Source organism: Microbacterium sp. OR16 (assembly GCF_047306725.1).
In the GTDB taxonomy this organism is placed as follows: domain Bacteria; phylum Actinomycetota; class Actinomycetes; order Actinomycetales; family Microbacteriaceae; genus Microbacterium.
Genome location: NZ_JAZEXK010000001.1, coordinates 153,495 through 168,313 on the forward strand (window position 1 = coordinate 153,495; position 14,819 = coordinate 168,313).

Below are 14,819 nucleotides of genomic sequence, written 5' to 3' on the forward strand. Positions count from 1 at the left end.
CGCCGCGGCTGCGCGCTAGCGGAAGGTTCGGCTGACCGCGCTGCCGATCTGGAACAGGGTGATCCACACGAGGAACTTCTGGGTCGGACGCAGCGGCCATGCGACAAGTACTCGCCACGCCGGGCAAGGATGCCACGAGGGACCGAACGTTCGCTCGATCGTGACGTGTGATGATGAAGTGCGAGACGATGTCGTCCCGGCAAAACCGGACGGCTCCATCGGGGTCACCAAGCTCCGACTCGATCCGGACAGGTTGGACCTGCCGACTGCGACGGAAGGAAAATGATGAGCATCTGGCAGTCGATTCCGGTCGATGAAGCGCTAGACATGCTGCAGTTCTGGGTGGACGCGAACTGGCCGATGACCGAGCGGGAGGCCGCGGAGTTGTCCAGCGGGATCGCCTGGACCCAGGACCAGGACGGCTGGGTGTCCAACGATCGCTTTGGACTGAGCTTTCCCGACGTCGAGGGCATCGGACCGGCAGATGACCCCGTGAAGAGGATCATGCTGACCCTCACCGATCACGAGAAGCACATCACCGACGACTTTGCTCGATTCATCGCCGACCGCTTCGCCGAGTACGTCGACGGGACCTCACTCAACCCGAGGTCGACCTGCGGAAGGCGAACAAGGAGTGGGCCGCGTGAGCGTGCAGCAGGCGGGACTGGGCTGGGAGGAGTTCACGACACAACTGCCGCGTGCCATTCGTGACCATCCGGGCGGGAAGGATAGTCCCGCCCAGCGAAACCAGTTTGGCTGGCATCGTCATCAAGACACCCACGATCCTTCACGCGCGGTCAAGTCTGCACAAGACTGATGGTCTCAGACGTGCGTTCTGTCCAAGACGTGGTGGAGTCCCCCTTCAAAAAGCTGAACGGCGCTTGGAAGTGGCCTGGGCTCAGGCCATCCGCGGGTAGTCGATAGTCAGCAGACTGTCGTCGCGGATGTCGCGGAGCACGTCCTCGGTGAGGTCTCCCACTCCGACACCTCGAGCGTGGGAGGGCACGACATCGTCGTCCTCAGGGCTCCACGCGCGGAGTACTGCGATGCGCGAGACGTTCGTGACGTGGTCCGGCATCTCGCGCAACCACCCGAGCCACGCGTCGGCGTCGATCTCCTCTTGCACCGGTGGGTCGTTGCGACGCCCGATGAGACTGTCGCAGTCGCACATCCGGCGGGTCAGTGTGAATACTGCCGACGAGCCCCGCACTCGACCAGAGGCTATGCGCATGGTGGTCCGCAGGGGAGGCACGCCCAGCTCGTCCTCGGTGAATCGCTGGAATTCCGAAGTGAAGGCTGCGGCGTTGATCGCCCACAGATTGGTGGCGCACATGCTCTCCATCTTTCCGCGTTCGACCGCCACCGTGCACACCGCTGACGGTGACGTAACCCGGTGGAGTTCGGCTTCAACGTCTGAGCCAACCCGGTCGTCGAGCGACACTTCGTCTCGCTTCGCTCGCTCAGTGCGGGTCTCCGCGAGACGAAACGCATCACCGTAGGCTGGACTGCAGCCACGACCCGGAGGTGAAGATTGCGGACGATCACAGACAATGCCGGATTGCGGATCGCGTGAGTGGTCATCTAGTCGTGATCTCTGGTCTTCCGGGGGTCGGGAAGACCAGTGTCGCTGAGATCGCTGCTGCACTCGGGGGCTCCATTCACCTGTCCATCGACGCGGTGGAGGAGTCGATGCTCTCTTGCGGACTGCCCGCGAGCCGGCAAGTCGGCGTAGCCGCGTACGAGGCGACTCGCGCGATGGCGGAATTGAATCTGCAACTCGGTCGCAGCGTCGTGGTCGATGCGGTGAACGATAGTGAAGTGGCTCGGCAGACCTGGCGGACTGCGGCATCGCGGACGGGCGCGCGGCTCGACTTCGTGCACCTCGTGATCACGGACGCAAGAACGCACATGCAGCGGCTTCGCAACAGGGACCGTGGTCTCGCCCATGTCGGCGAGCCGACGTGGGCGGACGTTCAGCGGCGTCGTGCCGATTACGCGGTGTGGTCAGATGAGGTCTTGGAGTTAGACACGACAGCACGAACGGCGGATGAGGTCGCCCGCGCGCTCGTCTCCTGCCTCAACAAAATGGGGAGCGGTCGGTGAGAGGCCTATCCGTAACGCCACCCGGTTGAGTTCCGTTCCGCCTCAACGTCTGGTTCGAGCGCCCGGATTTCCCCCACAGGGAGCTCCCGGCGCCTCATGTGCGACCCGCAGGCGAGTCGCCGCGGCCTGCGCGCTAGCGGAATGTTCGGCTGATCGCGCTGCCGATCTGGAACAGGGTGATCCACACCAGGAACTTCTGGATCGGACGCAGCGGCCACGCGACAAGTCCCCGCCACCCTGTGCGCCGCGACCAGGATGTGGTGATCCGTACCTGTGTGCCACCGGTCGCCTCCGCCAAGGCGAATTCAGTCAGAACCGAATTGCTTCGCGCGACATCGGGATATCCGAAGCTCCACGCGATCCCGTGCGGTTGGTGGATCGCGATGAGTTCAACACTGCGTCGACGAAACTGAGGCTTGATCTTCACAGGCTTGCCGTCTGGATAGGTTGCGGGTGCAGCGGCCTCCCAGACCGTACCTGGCCTCGGTTCCTGGCCGATCTGATCGACGATGCCGATGCTCGGTTCCCATTCGGGTATACGTGCGGGATCTGTGAGGAACGCCCAAACTTCGTTCAGCGGAGCGGACACGAACGTCTCAGCCGACCCCGTGGCCCGCCCCTTCACGTTCACTGCTGCGGGCATGGGCTTCACAGAGGGGGAGTCGGCCCGATCGAGATGTTCGATGATCTGATCAGATGTCGTGCCAAGGCGGTCCAGGATATCCGTGATCAGACCGCTGGGTTCTGCGACGAGTTCTCGGAGCACGGCGGCAGCGTCGCCCGGCTTGCCTTTGCTGCTGGACTTCGCGATGAGGCCCCAGGCACGAGGAGTCCACTCGTACCCATCCGTCTCGTGGAACACGATGCGCCCGGCCGCGGGAAACGACGCCTCGATGCCGAGCGCCGTCAGCTGTGCATCGCGTTGTTCCTCGACGGCGAGACGGGCGCTGTCGATGTCGATACCCAGCTCGCGCAGTGTGTGGCCGGCGGACTGGTCGTTGATGACCAATGCGAGGAACAGGTGGTCGATGTCGGCTTCGCGGAGCCCGAGCCGGGATGCTTCCTCCATGGCGGCCAGGGAAAGCGGTTGACTGGTCTGGGCGGCGCGGACGAGCTTGTTCATTTGTTCCTCCTGGGCGTCGTGATCGCGGGGTCGATTCTCTTGGAGTGCTTCTTGTGGGCGGCTTGTCGCGTCACTCCGAGCGCGTCGGCGATCTCCTGCCAACTCATGCCTGAACGCAACGCGGCCTCGACCTGCCGAAGTTCTAGAGTGTCCGCGAGCACGCGTAAGGACACAACGGCCCGCAATCCTGCTTTCGGGTCGCTGGTATCGGCTGCGACTGAGACGATCAGCGGGGACTCCATGCCGTCAACCTACGTTGCTAAAAGGCGGGTTGTCAACCTGGGTTGCTTCCTCGCTCCTGCCGGGAGATGCCGCTCGACAAGGTGCTGTAGCGGTGTGCTTCGGCGCCTGGCAGCAGATGCGCTCCGCTCAGAACGTGATGTCGGTCGATGTCTCCGTCTTCGGGCGGCGACCGAACCGTGCCTCATATGCCAGGGCGAGGTCGTCTTCGGTGAGGTTCTCACCCGCGGCAAGTCGGGCCAGGTGCGGCACGAGCCATCGTGCCTCGCAGGCGTCGAACTCCTCGGCGAAGGTCTCTTTCAGCTCGCCGTCGTGGATGACGCGCGTGATCGGCACCTGTCCGCCGACATTCGCGATGTGCGGACCCATCGAGAAGTTGATCAGGGTCGTCTCGCCGCGCGGGTGCACGGTGATCGTCGCTGGATGCGGCCAACCGGTCGCACCATCGGGCGAGTGTCCCAGCATGAGAAAATTCAGCCGCCTGCGCGTGTGCTCTGTCATCAAGCCATTGTCGTCGGACTCGAGGCAGACGTTCCATCGCTGCGAGACCTGATGGAGGGCGCACCGACGTTCTGCGAACATGGCGTCATGATCACAGCCAGGCTCGCCGTCGCCGTCGCCGCACTCGGGCTGACCGTGACCGTGCTCGCCGCTTGCACCACCACCGCACCGACTCGAGCGGCCGGACCGTCTCCGACCTCGACAGCGGTTCCCGTGACGGCCGCGGAACCGACGCCGACGCCGAGTTCGACGGAATCGCCGGAGGCGGACTCCTGTTCCCGCCTGTCCGAGGTCATCAGCCACACCGACGGGCTATACCTGCAGCGTCAGGGGGCTCTCCGCGATCGAGGTGCGCGAGAGTTCGCGCAGGGGGAGGTGGGCGTCGACGAGAACGGCACTCCCGTGACCTACACCGTCGCCCCCGGCGACGTCGAGGCCGTGGTCGCGGAACGGCTCTGTGCCTACCCGAACCTCGGCTCGATGAATCACAGGCGGGACATCCATCCGGGCCAGGTGCTCTGGCTCACACCGAACCCAGACACCCCCTGGGTGGACTACTACGGCCCGCACGACGCGCCTGCAGGATTCCTGCAGATCCCGTACCAGCAGGCGATCGAGGCGGCAGGCAGGGCGGTCGACGCCGGCGACATCCGCACCGTGCAGCGGATCTGGAACGACACGTTGAGACCGATGTTCTCGAATCAGACGACCATCGATGCGGTGCAGAAGGTCGTCGACGCCGGAGACCTGGACGCGCTGCGTCAGCTCTTCTCGTGAGCCGGCTCTTGCACGCGAGCGGTCGCGACGCGATCGTGAAGCAGCCGAGAGCTCGACGCGCGCGAGGGCGATTGCACATCCGGCAGCACGGCGCGAGCATGGGGTATGGGCACTCTGAGCTTTACCGCGACCATCTCGATCGACGGGTACGCGGCCGGCCCCGACGGCGACTTCCAGTTCGGTGCACCGAGCGAGCAGGTGTTCCGTTTCCACGTCGAGCGGATGGCCGCGATCTCCACCGAGATCCTCGGGCGGCGCACCTACGAGCTGATGCACTACTGGGAGGCGGAGCCCGAGGGAGAGGACTGGGGCGACGACGAACGCGAGTTCGCGCGGTTGTGGCAGGGGCTCGACATCGTCGCGGCGTCATCGTCGCTGACCTCAGACGACATCACGCGCGAGAACCACAGGCTCGTCACGCGGCTCACGCTCGACGAGATCCGCCGTATCACGCAGCATGCGTCGGGGGAGGTGGAGATCTTCGGGCCGACGACGGCCGCGCCGGCCATCCGCGCGGGCCTCGTTCAGGACTTCCGCTTCTTCGTCGTCCCGGTGATTCTCGGTGGCGGACTGCGGGCGTTGCCCGAGGATGCGCGTCTGGATCTGCGTCTGATCGAGAGTCGCGTCTTCGAGAACGGTTTCACGATGCTGCACTACCGTGCCGTGCAGGCGCACCCCGCCGGTGCCGACTGAAGGAGAGACGATGTCCGAACCGATCCACGATTCTCCCCTCGGAGACGACCGACACGAGCCGACCGTTCCCGAGATCGAGGCCGATGAGAGCATCGCGCCGCGGCCGGAGGAGGAGATCGCCGACGCCCTGAGAGCCGAACCCGATGTCGCGGATCACTCCGCGCACCACTCCCGCGGCTGACTGCGTCTACGCTGGCCGCATGATGAGCGGGCTGTGGGAGTGCGACGAGGCGTCGCTGTGACGGGCGCTGCGCTGCGGCTCGTCTTCCCGCACCAGCTCTTCACCGAGCATCTCGACGCCGGTGACAGCACCGTGATGGTGCTAATCGAGCACGACCTGCTGCTGCGCCAGTACGCCTTCCATTCCCACAAGCTCGTGCTGCATCGCGCGTCGATGGATGCCTTCGCACGGCGGCTGCGCGACAAGGGCTTCGCAACCGAGGTGCTGCGCAGCTCAGCCGAGCAGAGCAGCCGGGCGCAGCTGGCCGCACTCGTCGCCCGGCGCGCCCCGTCGAGCGTGACCTGGTTCGATCCGGTCGATGAGTGGCTCGAGCGCGACATCCATTCGGCGCTCCACGACGGCGGGTACGAGACCCACCAGGATGACGAGCTCGAGACGCCCAATTTCCTCACCACTCGTGCTGACATCGACGACTGGTTCGGTCGGCACGGCGCGCGCATGCAGGAGTTCTACATCTGGCAGCGGCGGCGACTCGGCATCCTCGTCGACGATCAGGGCCGACCTGCCGGGGGAGCGTGGTCGTACGACGCCGAGAACCGCAAGAAGCTGCCGCGCGGATACCTGCCGCCCACACCCGAACGCTTCCGCGCGGTCACGCAGCCCGACAATTCCGGCGGGATGCTCGATTTCGGGGGCGAGGGCGACGGCATCCCTCACATCGACCGCGATCCGGACGTCGCCGCCGCGATCGCCTGGGTGCGTGCGGAGTTCCCGGATGCTCCGGGCGACCCCGAGCTGTTCGCCTGGCCGACGACACCGGAGGAGGCACGGGCGCACCTCACCGAGTTCGTCGCCGACCGTCTGGCCGACTTCGGTCCGTACGAAGACGCCATCTCGGCCACTCACCCCTTCATCGACCACAGCCTGATCTCGGCCGCATTGAACATCGGGCTGCTCGATCCTCGCCAGGTGGTGCGGGCGGTGCTCGACGGAATGGGCTCGCACACGCCCCTCGCCTCGATCGAGGGTTTCGTGCGACAGGTGATCGGCTGGCGCGAGTACATGCGCGCCACGTATCGGGTTCGGGGCACCGAGCTGCGCACCTCGAACGTGCTCGCGCACTCGAAGCGGCTCGGCGAAGGGTGGTGGGATGCCCGCACCGGGCTGGCTCCCGTCGATCTCGTCATCTCACGTGTGCTGCGCACGGGCTATGCGCACCACATCGAGCGATTGATGGTGCTGGGCAACGCGATGAGTCTGCTGCGTGTGCACCCCGACGACGTCTACCGCTGGTTCATGGAGATGTTCGTCGACGCGTACGACTGGGTGATGGTGCCCAACGTCTACGCGATGAGTCAGTTCGCCGCTGGGGAGGCCATCACCACGAAGCCGTACGTGTCGGGCAGCAACTACCTGCGCAAGATGTCGGACCTGCCGCACGGCGAATGGGAGGGTGACTGGGATGACCTGTACTGGACCTTCGTCGACGATCACCGAGATGTCTTCGCGCAGAATCCCCGGTCGCGGATGATCGCCCGGTTGCTCGACCAGATGGATCCCGTCAAGATCGCGTCGCATCGCGAACGGGCAGCCGCGGTGATGTCACGCAGAGCGGCCGTCTCGCTACGGCGCGGATGACGGCCCGCTCGCCGCCCACACCTTCCGCCACCATTCCGCGAGGCTCTCGACCGTCTCGTGCGCGTTCAGCCCGCTCGGGTTGGGCACCACCCACAGCGGCATCTCCTCCGGCCATCCGCTGAGCGCATCCGCCTCCTGCGCGCCCATACGCGCTCGCGGCACCGCGAACGCGGTGCGGAACGCGGTGACGCCGACGACGGCGACCAGGCGGGGCCGCAGCACGCGCACCCGCTCGAGCAGACGGCGGCCGCCGGCGCGCAGCTCGTGCGAGGCGAGTTCGTCGGCGCGTGCCGTCGGGCGTGCGACGAGGTTCGTCATGCCGATGCCGCGCGCGGCCAGCATCCGCTCGTCTTCCGGCGACAGGCCGCGCGAGGCGTCGACCACCTCGTCGGTGAGGCCGGCCGTGGCCAGCGACGGCCAGAACCGATTCCCCGGACGCGCGAAGGGCGCGTTCACGGCGACCGTCCACGGACTGGGGTTGATGCCGACCATCAGCAAGCGCACGCGGCCCGCGGACTCCTCGTCGGTCGGGTAGGGCAGCACGTCGTCGCGGCCGAGACCAGCGGCCGACGCGCGCGCGAGATCGGCGGGGCCGGGACGTCTGCCGTCGAGTGGCGACGGCGCACGCCAGGGCGCCCAGTCGGCCGGGAGCCCGACCGCCTCAGCTCGGGAAGCGCTCACGGGGCCAGCAGTTCCGTCGTCCAGCCGGACTCGCCGCGACGGTAGACGAGACGGTCGTGCAGGCGCGACCGTCGACCCTGCCAGAACTCGATCCGCTCGGGCGCTATCCGAAAGCCTCCCCAGTGCGGGGGCGCCGGCACCTCGGCATCCGCGAAGCGCGCTTCGGCCTGGGCGACCGCGGCCTCCAGTTCCGCTCGGTCGGCGATCGGCCTGCTCTGACGCGACGCCCACGCGCCCAGCTGCGACCCGCGCGGACGGGTGGCGTGATACGCCTCGACCTCGGAGCGGGTGACCGGGGCCGCCACCCCCTCGACCCGGACCTGCCGCTCGAGCTCGGGCCAGTGCAACACCAGCGACGCCTGCGGGCATGCGGCGAGCTCACGGCCCTTGTCGGAGTCGATGTGGGTGAAGAACACGAAGCCCCGCTCGTCCCAGTCCTTCAGCAGCACGACGCGAGAACGCGGCCGCCAATGATCCCCGACCTTGGCGACAGTGGAGAGCGTCATCGCCGTGGCCGAGAACGGACGGTCGGATGCTTCGGCGCTGCGCGCCTCGGCGAACCACTCGTCGAAGAGCGGGAATGGAGTCGCAGGCGGCGTGGCAAGGGGCATGCACCCATGGTGCCCGATGCCCGGCAGGCTTGGGCGAGCGATCGTGACGGTATGGTCTTCTGCGGAGACGACGTCGACGGATCGGGGGAGCGGATGCCGGAGCCGAGGTGGGCTACGCGGTTGCGAGACGTGCATGAAGCCATCAGGACGCTGCGGGCGGCGAGTCTCGCGGACGAGGATCCGCAGCGTTTCGACGTCGCGGACGTGATGGAGCGACGCTTCGCGAACATCGCCGATGCGCGGGCGCTGCGCCAGAACGCGCGAGAGGCGCTGATGCTGTGGTGGCGCGGCGGGATGGGCTCGTTCCAGGACACCGGCTCGGCGATCATGAGCCGTGCGGTGGACGGCCTGCGCGACGCGCTCAGAATGGCGAAGCGGCGCTGGTGACTGCTCGCCGGTGATCACCTCCCGGTACGCTGGGAGAGGCCAACGACGCGCCATCGACCGACCGGAAGCGAGCACACATCGTGACCCAGCCCAGCACCTTCGAGCCCGAAGGCCGCGCTGTCCCCTTCGTCGACGAGGGCGAAGGCCCTGTCACGCTCGTGCTGGTCACCGACCGCAGCCTCGAGGCTGACGGCCTCGGGGTCATCTCGCACTACCTCGCCGAAGAGGCCGGATTCCGTGTCGTCCGCATCGGCTCGCGCGCGACCGCCGAGGGCATCACCGCCGCCGACCGAGCGGCGGACGCGGCTGCCGTGATCGAAGACCTCGGCATCGAAGACACCTGGATCGGCGGTCACGGACGCGGCAGCACCATCGCGCGCACCTTCGCCGTCGAGCACCCCGCGCGGGTCAACGGTCTGCTGATGCTCGGCGTCGAAGACGAGCAGATCCCCCTCGCGCCCGGCATCCCGGTGCTCATCATCCAGGCCGAGAACGACGACGTCACCCCGCCCGCGAACGCCGAAGCGCTGCAAGCGACCGCACCTGAGCGTGCGACCGTCACCCGCATCCCCGGGGCCGATCACTACTTCGTCGCGACGCACCCGATCGAGACCGCCGTCGTGATCGAGGAGTACCTCGACTGGGACTGATGCCGACCGACCGTGGTCAGCCGTGCAGATCCTTCCGCATGAAGATCTGCTCGGTGCCGTCATCCTGCGGCACCCGCTCGCTGATGCGGTAGCCGCAGGATTCGTAGAGGCGGATGTTCGCTTCGCTCAGGCTGCCGGTGAACAGCTCCGCCTGCGCGGCGCGACTCTCGCGCTCGGCCACATCCAGCAGCCCCCGGCCGATGCCCTCGCCCTGCATGTCGGGAGCGATGGCGATCCTGCCGATCAGCAGCAGGTCTGCGTCGATGCGTCCGCGCAGCGCGCCGACGAGCCTGCCGTCGACGCGAGCCGTCCAGCCGTAGCAATCGGCGAGCTCGGCCCTCACCGCATCGAGGGTCTGCGTCAGAGGCGGCATGTCGGCGCTGCCGTAGATCTGGGCTTCCGACACGAATGCAGCCCGCTGCAGGGTCAGCACCTCTCCGGCGTCGTCGGTCGAGATGGGGGCGTACGTCACATCGAGATCGGCCATCCGTCCATCATCCCTCTTCGCGCAGGCGCGGCTCGACTCGGTGCTCGGGGCGCAGCCCCGCCTTGTCTGCGTAGAACGCCCGGATGCGGTCCATATCCGCCGGGATGTCGCCGGTGAGATCCATGGTCGGTCCGAGGCCCGATGTCATGGTGGTGCGGTCGACGTACCCGAGGGTCACGGGCATCCCCGTCTCGCGGGCGATCCGGTAGAAGCCCGACTTCCAATGCTTGTGGCCACGGCGAGTGCCGTCGGGAGTGACGACGAGGCCGAACACCTCGCCACGTCGTGCCATCTCGACCACGTCGGCGACGACCCGTCCCGGATCGTCGCGATCGACCGGGATGCCGCCGAGCGCGCGCATGAGCGGACCGCGCCAGCCGCGGAAGAGACTCTTCTTGCCCAGCCAGCGCACATCGATCCCCAACCGCCAGGCGATCGCGAGCATGAGCACGAAATCCCAGTTCGAGGTGTGCGGAGCGCCGATCAGCACGGTCGGCGTGGCTGGCGCAGGGCTTGAGCGAAGAGTCCAGCGGCTGCAGAGCCAGAAGACCCGCGCGATCAGGCGTCGAAGCATCCGACCACGCTACGGCAGTCAGCATGCGGACGGAGGCATGACGACCGGGGGATGAGTCGCGCGACGAAATCAACCCCCTCAGCGCGTCCGACGTCGGGTGTTAGCGTCGGGCCGAACACACAACCGACCGCGCGACGCCCCGGCGCCGCGCAGAAGACAGAGGTGGTATTCATGGCAGCCAAGAGCACCGCGACCCAGAAGTCGAAGAACGCCGGCACCAAGACGAAGGACTCGGCGAAGACGAAGGATGCCGCCGAGACCACGCCGCTCGAGAACGCTGAGAAGGGGTTCCAGGCTTCACCCGAGCTGGGGCGCGATCTGCAGGCCGTGCTGGTCGACCTCATCGAGCTGTCCGTGCAGGGCAAGCAGGCGCACTGGAACGTGGTCGGCCGCAACTTCCGCGACACCCACCTGCAGCTCGACGAGATCATCGAGGCGGCCCGTGGGTTCGGCGACACGGTGGCCGAGCGGATGCGCGCGCTGCACGCCGCCCCGGACGGGCGCAGCGCGACCGTCGCCAAGGCGACCACTCTGCCCGAGTTCCCGATGGGAGAGGTCTCGACGACAGAGACGATCGACCTGATCACGGTCCGGCTCGAGGCGACGGTGGCAACCATGCGCCGCGTGCACGACCAGGTCGACGACGAGGACCCCACCTCGGCCGACATCCTGCACGCGATCATCGAGAAGCTCGAGCAGTTCGCGTGGATGGTCAGCGCGGAGAACCGCACTCCCGCGTCGTGACCCCGACACACAGCGAGGGCCGTCACCCGATCGGGTGACGGCCCTCGCTTGATGCGGCACTCAGGCCGGCTGCGGGAGCAGGCTGAACGACACGGCGCCCTGCTCGTCGACCGAGGCGTCGAGCACCTTGTCGCCGAGGGCGTCGGCGGCGGCCTTCTCGAGGAACACACGGATGTCCTCGTCGCCGATGATCGAATCGCCCGGCTCGGGCGTGGGGGCGACAGTCACCGCGAAGCGCGGTTCGGTCTCGGTGCCCGACGAGTGGATGCGGAGTCCGGCATCCGGCGTCGTGCTCTGCTGGGCGACGATGGTCGCCGCGATCGTGTTTGCGTTCTCGGTCAGGGTGAGCATCGGCTCTCCTTCCGGTTGCGGACACCACACCGTGCGGCGCGATGTGCGTGCCACGATTCCGCACCCGCACGCACCGTTTCAAGCTCAGCTCGGGACTCTGAGGGGTTTCACACGAAGCGCGTGTGCGCCGCCCAGGGTCGAGCGTTCACCGGTCGCGGCGCAGCAGCAGCGGCAGTCCGAGCCACAGCAGCAGGATCACTACGAGGCCGATCCCGCCCGCGATGAATGCGAAGACGTGGTTGAACGTGAAGTCGATGATGAGGACGGTGATGCCGACCGTGAGTGCCGCGACGACGACCATGTTCGCCTTCACGATCCGATGCGCTGCCTGCACGAGCTCGGCCTTGCGCCCTTTCGCGAAGAGGATGCGGTGCATCCCCACCGGGGTGAGGGCGAGAATGGTCGCCGCGGCGGCGAGCAGCACCAGCACGATGTAGAGAAGGCGCTGCTGGTCGGACAGGTCCTTGAAGAGCGGCTGGAAGGCGACGGCGAGAAGGAAGCCGGTGAGGATCTGCGTGCCCGTCTGCATGACGCGCAGCTCCTGCATCAGCTCCTCCCAGTTTCGGTCGGCGCGCTCAGACGCTGTCTCGTCGCGCCCGTCGTGCTGGGCATCGGCCTGCGGGTCGTTCATGACATCGGACGCTACACGCCCGCTCCCTCCGCAGGCGAGAGGCTTGCGGGGTGACGCCCGCTCGCTCGTGCCTGCCGCGCTGCGCGGGCGTACCATCGAGGGATGCCCGAAAACCAGGCACCCCAGAACCAGGCACCCGAGATCCGGTCGCACACCCTCTCAGCACCTCCCGGACTGCGGCTGATCGCCCCCGATGCCGCCGCCGGCGTGTGCGCCGACGGGCACTGCGCGCTGCCCGCCACCGTGTCGCGGGGCGCCGACGAAGACGAGAGCCGCCGGGCGGGTGCCCGGGCAGAGACGTCCGACGCCGACTGAACCGTCTACGCCGAGCGGCGCTCTGCCCGATCACGGAGTGCGGCGGCGAGCTCGGGCGCGATCAGCGGGTCGTCATCGAGTGGCACGGCGAGGGCCATCAGCGAACGGCTGAAGTGATTGCGAAGCCCGGCGGCGAGCGTGATGTCGACGATCTGCCTGTCGGTGAAGCCGTGCGCGCGCAGCGACTCGGCGTCGGCGTCCGTCATGTCCCGGGGTGACGTCGACAGGCGCTCGGCGTACCGGATCACAGCCCGCTCGGCCTCGGTGAACGCCGAGTCGTCGTCGGCGGCGAAGGCGCGCAGGCCCGCCTCGTCGACGACGCCCGCCGTCATGCTCTTGCGTCCGTGCGCGATCAGGCAGTGCGCTGACCCGATCGCTCTGGCGGCGCCGAGCGTGGCGGCCTCGTAGATCCGCACGCCGATGGAGGGCACCACCGTGCGAACGAGCGCCACGAACGCATCGTGCGCCTCGGGGTTCACCGCCATCGCCGCGGTGTAGGAATGCACGAAGCCGTCGTCAGCGAGGTCGTCCTCGTACATCTGTGCGACGGCGTCGCTGGCGCTCTCCGGCGCCGGGGTGGTGATGATCATGGAGCGGACGGTACTCCGGTGCCGGCGTCGGCGGAAGAGCGTCAGTGAGCACTGTGCGCGGGCGCGCCCTCGCCGTCGTCTTCGGGCTTGCGGATCAGGAATGCGCCGATGATCGTGATGGTCGCGATGACGGCGCCGATCGTCACCGACATCCGGGTTCCCGCCGCCACGGCAGCCGGCACCTCGGTGCCGCCTCCGGTGTTCACGACGGCCGTGAAGACCGCCACCATCACGGCGATCCCGGCTGCGCCGGCGACCTGCTGCACGGTGCCGATCACGGCGCTGCCGTACGAGTAGAACGTCGGCTTGAGGGATGCGAGCGACGCCGTGAAGAGCGGGGTGAACGACAGCGCGAGGCCGACGGAGAGCAGCGTCTGAGCGACGAGGACCAGCCAGATCGAGCTGTCGACCGTCACCGTCGTGAACAGCCACAGCATCGAGGCCGCGAGGATCGACCCGGGGATGAGCAGGATGCGAGTGCCGTGGCTGTCGTAGATGCGCCCGATCACCGGCCCCAGCAGGCCCATGATGAGCGCGCCGGGCAGCACGACGAGCCCGGCCTCGAGTGCTGTGAGCTGCAGGGCATCCTGCAGGAACAGCGGGATGACGGTGATGCTGCCGAAGAAGGCGAGCGAGAGCAGGAACATCTGGATCATCGACAGCGAGAAGTCCCGCGAAGCGAACACGCGCAGGTCGAGCAGCGCGTCATCCTCTCGTTGCAGCAGCACCTGACGCCAGAGGAACAGCGCAAGCCCGAGCACGCCGACGGTGAGCGAGATCGCCATCGGCGCCCAGCTTGCGCCGTTGCCGAGCCCGCCGATCTGGCTCAGCCCGAACACGAGCCCGCCGAAGCCGAACGCCGACAGCACGACCGAGAGCAGGTCGATCGGGGCGCGCATCGTCTCGCCGACGTTCGTCAGCCAGCGCCACCCGATGAACATCGCGACCAGGGCGATCGGCAGCACGACCACGAAGATGGCCCGCCATCCGAAGTGGTCGAGCAGGAACCCCGACATCGTGGGTCCGATCGCCGGCGCGAGCGACATGACGATGCTCACCCGGCCCATCATCCGGCCGCGCGACGACGCGGGCACGAGGTTCATGATCGTTGTCATCAGCAGCGGCATCATCACGGCCGTACCGGATGCCTGCACGACGCGCGCGATCAGCAGCACCGCGAATCCGGGCGCCAGCGCGGCGATCAGGGTCCCTGTCGAGAACAGGGTGATCGCACCGAGGAACATCTGCCGCGTCGTGAAGCGACGCAGCAGGAAGCCGGTGATCGGGATCACGACAGCCATGGTCAGCATGAACGCGCTGGTGACCCATTGCGCCGCCAGGGGAGTGATGCCGAAATCGGCGATCAGATGGGGGATCGCGATGCCCATGGTCGTCTCGTTGAGGATGGCGACGAAGGCGGCAGCGAGCAGCACCCAGATCACCGCCATGTCCTTGGCGGGGATGAGGCCGGCGGATCGACGCGCGACGGGAGTCGACCCGGTGTGAACAGCAGACATCGGTCTCCTCGAGGGTGAGTGCGAA

General features: G+C 67.5%; 22 protein-coding genes. 10 read left to right on the plus strand and 12 right to left on the minus strand.

Annotation, left to right across the window (positions count from 1 at the left end; genetic code table 11):
- Positions 1 to 285 precede the first annotated feature (285 nt).
- A complete protein-coding gene (locus tag V2S05_RS00745; protein ID WP_413633352.1) occupies positions 286 to 711 on the plus strand; it encodes a DUF6301 family protein in 426 nt (141 codons plus the stop codon).
- Between the two features lie 187 nt (positions 712 to 898).
- Here V2S05_RS00745 and V2S05_RS00750 read toward each other — a convergent pair whose 3' ends face one another.
- Complete coding sequence (locus tag V2S05_RS00750; RefSeq protein WP_413633354.1) at positions 899 to 1,441, minus strand: hypothetical protein; 543 nt, start codon at positions 1,439 to 1,441, stop codon at positions 899 to 901.
- Positions 1,442 to 1,524: 83 nt separating this feature from the next.
- Between V2S05_RS00750 and V2S05_RS00755 the strand changes: the two genes are divergently transcribed.
- A complete protein-coding gene (locus V2S05_RS00755; protein ID WP_413633355.1) occupies positions 1,525 to 2,103 on the plus strand; it encodes an AAA family ATPase in 579 nt (192 codons plus the stop codon).
- 133 nt (positions 2,104 to 2,236) lie between these two features.
- On the opposite strand, the gene V2S05_RS00760 is transcribed toward V2S05_RS00755, so the two are convergent.
- The 3 genes from V2S05_RS00760 to V2S05_RS00770 all read right to left on the minus strand — a co-directional run bounded on the left by V2S05_RS00760 (position 2,237) and on the right by V2S05_RS00770 (position 3,967).
- Positions 2,237 to 3,226 (minus strand): Clp protease N-terminal domain-containing protein, encoded by a 990-nt coding sequence (locus V2S05_RS00760; RefSeq protein WP_413633356.1) that lies wholly within the window; start codon positions 3,224 to 3,226, stop codon positions 2,237 to 2,239.
- A complete protein-coding gene (locus tag V2S05_RS00765; RefSeq protein ID WP_413633357.1) occupies positions 3,223 to 3,468 on the minus strand; it encodes a hypothetical protein in 246 nt (81 codons plus the stop codon). Before V2S05_RS00765 ends, V2S05_RS00760 begins: the two co-directional genes overlap by 4 nt.
- 127 nt (positions 3,469 to 3,595) lie before the next feature.
- Entirely contained in the window at positions 3,596 to 3,967 is a 372-nt protein-coding gene (locus V2S05_RS00770; RefSeq protein ID WP_413633358.1) for a hypothetical protein, read from the minus strand.
- A gap of 87 nt (positions 3,968 to 4,054) precedes the next feature.
- Here V2S05_RS00770 and V2S05_RS00775 point away from each other — a divergent pair, with 87 nt between their 5' ends.
- The 4 genes from V2S05_RS00775 (at position 4,055) to V2S05_RS00790 (ending at position 7,256) form a co-directional block, all read left to right on the plus strand.
- Positions 4,055 to 4,744, plus strand: a complete 690-nt coding sequence (locus tag V2S05_RS00775) for a hypothetical protein (protein WP_413633359.1) — start codon at positions 4,055 to 4,057, stop codon at positions 4,742 to 4,744.
- A 105-nt stretch (positions 4,745 to 4,849) separates the two neighbouring features.
- Positions 4,850 to 5,437, plus strand: coding sequence for a dihydrofolate reductase family protein (locus V2S05_RS00780; protein WP_413633360.1), 588 nt, complete (start codon positions 4,850 to 4,852; stop codon positions 5,435 to 5,437).
- 10 nt (positions 5,438 to 5,447) lie between these two features.
- Positions 5,448 to 5,618, plus strand: a complete 171-nt coding sequence (locus tag V2S05_RS00785) for a hypothetical protein (RefSeq protein ID WP_413633361.1) — start codon at positions 5,448 to 5,450, stop codon at positions 5,616 to 5,618.
- 57 nt (positions 5,619 to 5,675) lie between these two features.
- Entirely contained in the window at positions 5,676 to 7,256 is a 1,581-nt protein-coding gene (locus V2S05_RS00790; RefSeq protein WP_413633362.1) for a cryptochrome/photolyase family protein, read from the plus strand.
- Here the strand turns inward: V2S05_RS00790 and V2S05_RS00795 are convergent.
- Together V2S05_RS00795 and pdxH are read right to left on the minus strand one after the other, a co-directional pair.
- The gene (locus tag V2S05_RS00795) at positions 7,242 to 7,937 is read right to left on the minus strand and encodes a mismatch-specific DNA-glycosylase (RefSeq protein ID WP_413633364.1); all 696 of its coding nucleotides are present in this window, start codon (positions 7,935 to 7,937) and stop codon (positions 7,242 to 7,244) included. The two genes, V2S05_RS00790 and V2S05_RS00795, sit on opposite strands and share 15 nt — an antisense overlap.
- Entirely contained in the window at positions 7,934 to 8,548 is a 615-nt protein-coding gene (gene pdxH, locus V2S05_RS00800) for a pyridoxamine 5'-phosphate oxidase (protein WP_413633365.1), read from the minus strand. Before pdxH ends, V2S05_RS00795 begins: the two co-directional genes overlap by 4 nt.
- Before the next feature lie 129 nt (positions 8,549 to 8,677).
- Between pdxH and V2S05_RS00805 the strand changes: the two genes are divergently transcribed.
- Positions 8,678 to 8,935 (plus strand): hypothetical protein, encoded by a 258-nt coding sequence (locus tag V2S05_RS00805; RefSeq protein ID WP_271638170.1) that lies wholly within the window; start codon positions 8,678 to 8,680, stop codon positions 8,933 to 8,935.
- A gap of 80 nt (positions 8,936 to 9,015) precedes the next feature.
- Positions 9,016 to 9,585 (plus strand): alpha/beta fold hydrolase, encoded by a 570-nt coding sequence (locus V2S05_RS00810; RefSeq protein ID WP_413633367.1) that lies wholly within the window; start codon positions 9,016 to 9,018, stop codon positions 9,583 to 9,585.
- 16 nt (positions 9,586 to 9,601) lie between these two features.
- Here V2S05_RS00810 and V2S05_RS00815 read toward each other — a convergent pair whose 3' ends face one another.
- Positions 9,602 to 10,072: a GNAT family N-acetyltransferase gene (locus V2S05_RS00815; RefSeq protein WP_413633368.1), complete on the minus strand. Its 471-nt coding sequence runs from the start codon at positions 10,070 to 10,072 to the stop codon at positions 9,602 to 9,604.
- Positions 10,073 to 10,079: 7 nt separating this feature from the next.
- The gene (locus V2S05_RS00820; RefSeq protein WP_413633369.1) at positions 10,080 to 10,646 is read right to left on the minus strand and encodes a 1-acyl-sn-glycerol-3-phosphate acyltransferase; all 567 of its coding nucleotides are present in this window, start codon (positions 10,644 to 10,646) and stop codon (positions 10,080 to 10,082) included.
- 171 nt (positions 10,647 to 10,817) lie between these two features.
- On the opposite strand from V2S05_RS00820, the gene V2S05_RS00825 reads away from it, so the two are divergent.
- A complete protein-coding gene (locus V2S05_RS00825; protein WP_413633371.1) occupies positions 10,818 to 11,390 on the plus strand; it encodes a Dps family protein in 573 nt (190 codons plus the stop codon).
- 60 nt (positions 11,391 to 11,450) lie between these two features.
- Here the strand turns inward: V2S05_RS00825 and V2S05_RS00830 are convergent, their stop codons facing one another.
- Both V2S05_RS00830 and V2S05_RS00835 read right to left on the minus strand, forming a co-directional pair.
- On the minus strand, positions 11,451 to 11,741 hold the full coding sequence (locus V2S05_RS00830; RefSeq protein ID WP_413633373.1) for a Fe-S cluster assembly protein HesB: 291 nt from the start codon (positions 11,739 to 11,741) through the stop codon (positions 11,451 to 11,453).
- Between the two features lie 145 nt (positions 11,742 to 11,886).
- Positions 11,887 to 12,372 (minus strand): DUF6328 family protein, encoded by a 486-nt coding sequence (locus V2S05_RS00835; RefSeq protein WP_413633374.1) that lies wholly within the window; start codon positions 12,370 to 12,372, stop codon positions 11,887 to 11,889.
- 102 nt (positions 12,373 to 12,474) lie between these two features.
- Between V2S05_RS00835 and V2S05_RS00840 the strand changes: the two genes are divergently transcribed.
- Entirely contained in the window at positions 12,475 to 12,687 is a 213-nt protein-coding gene (locus V2S05_RS00840; protein ID WP_413633375.1) for a hypothetical protein, read from the plus strand.
- A gap of 5 nt (positions 12,688 to 12,692) precedes the next feature.
- Here V2S05_RS00840 and V2S05_RS00845 read toward each other — a convergent pair whose 3' ends face one another.
- Both V2S05_RS00845 and V2S05_RS00850 read right to left on the minus strand, forming a co-directional pair.
- Positions 12,693 to 13,277 (minus strand): carboxymuconolactone decarboxylase family protein, encoded by a 585-nt coding sequence (locus tag V2S05_RS00845; RefSeq protein WP_413633376.1) that lies wholly within the window; start codon positions 13,275 to 13,277, stop codon positions 12,693 to 12,695.
- 41 nt (positions 13,278 to 13,318) lie between these two features.
- Entirely contained in the window at positions 13,319 to 14,794 is a 1,476-nt protein-coding gene (locus V2S05_RS00850; protein ID WP_413633378.1) for an MDR family MFS transporter, read from the minus strand.
- Positions 14,795 to 14,819 lie beyond the last annotated feature (25 nt).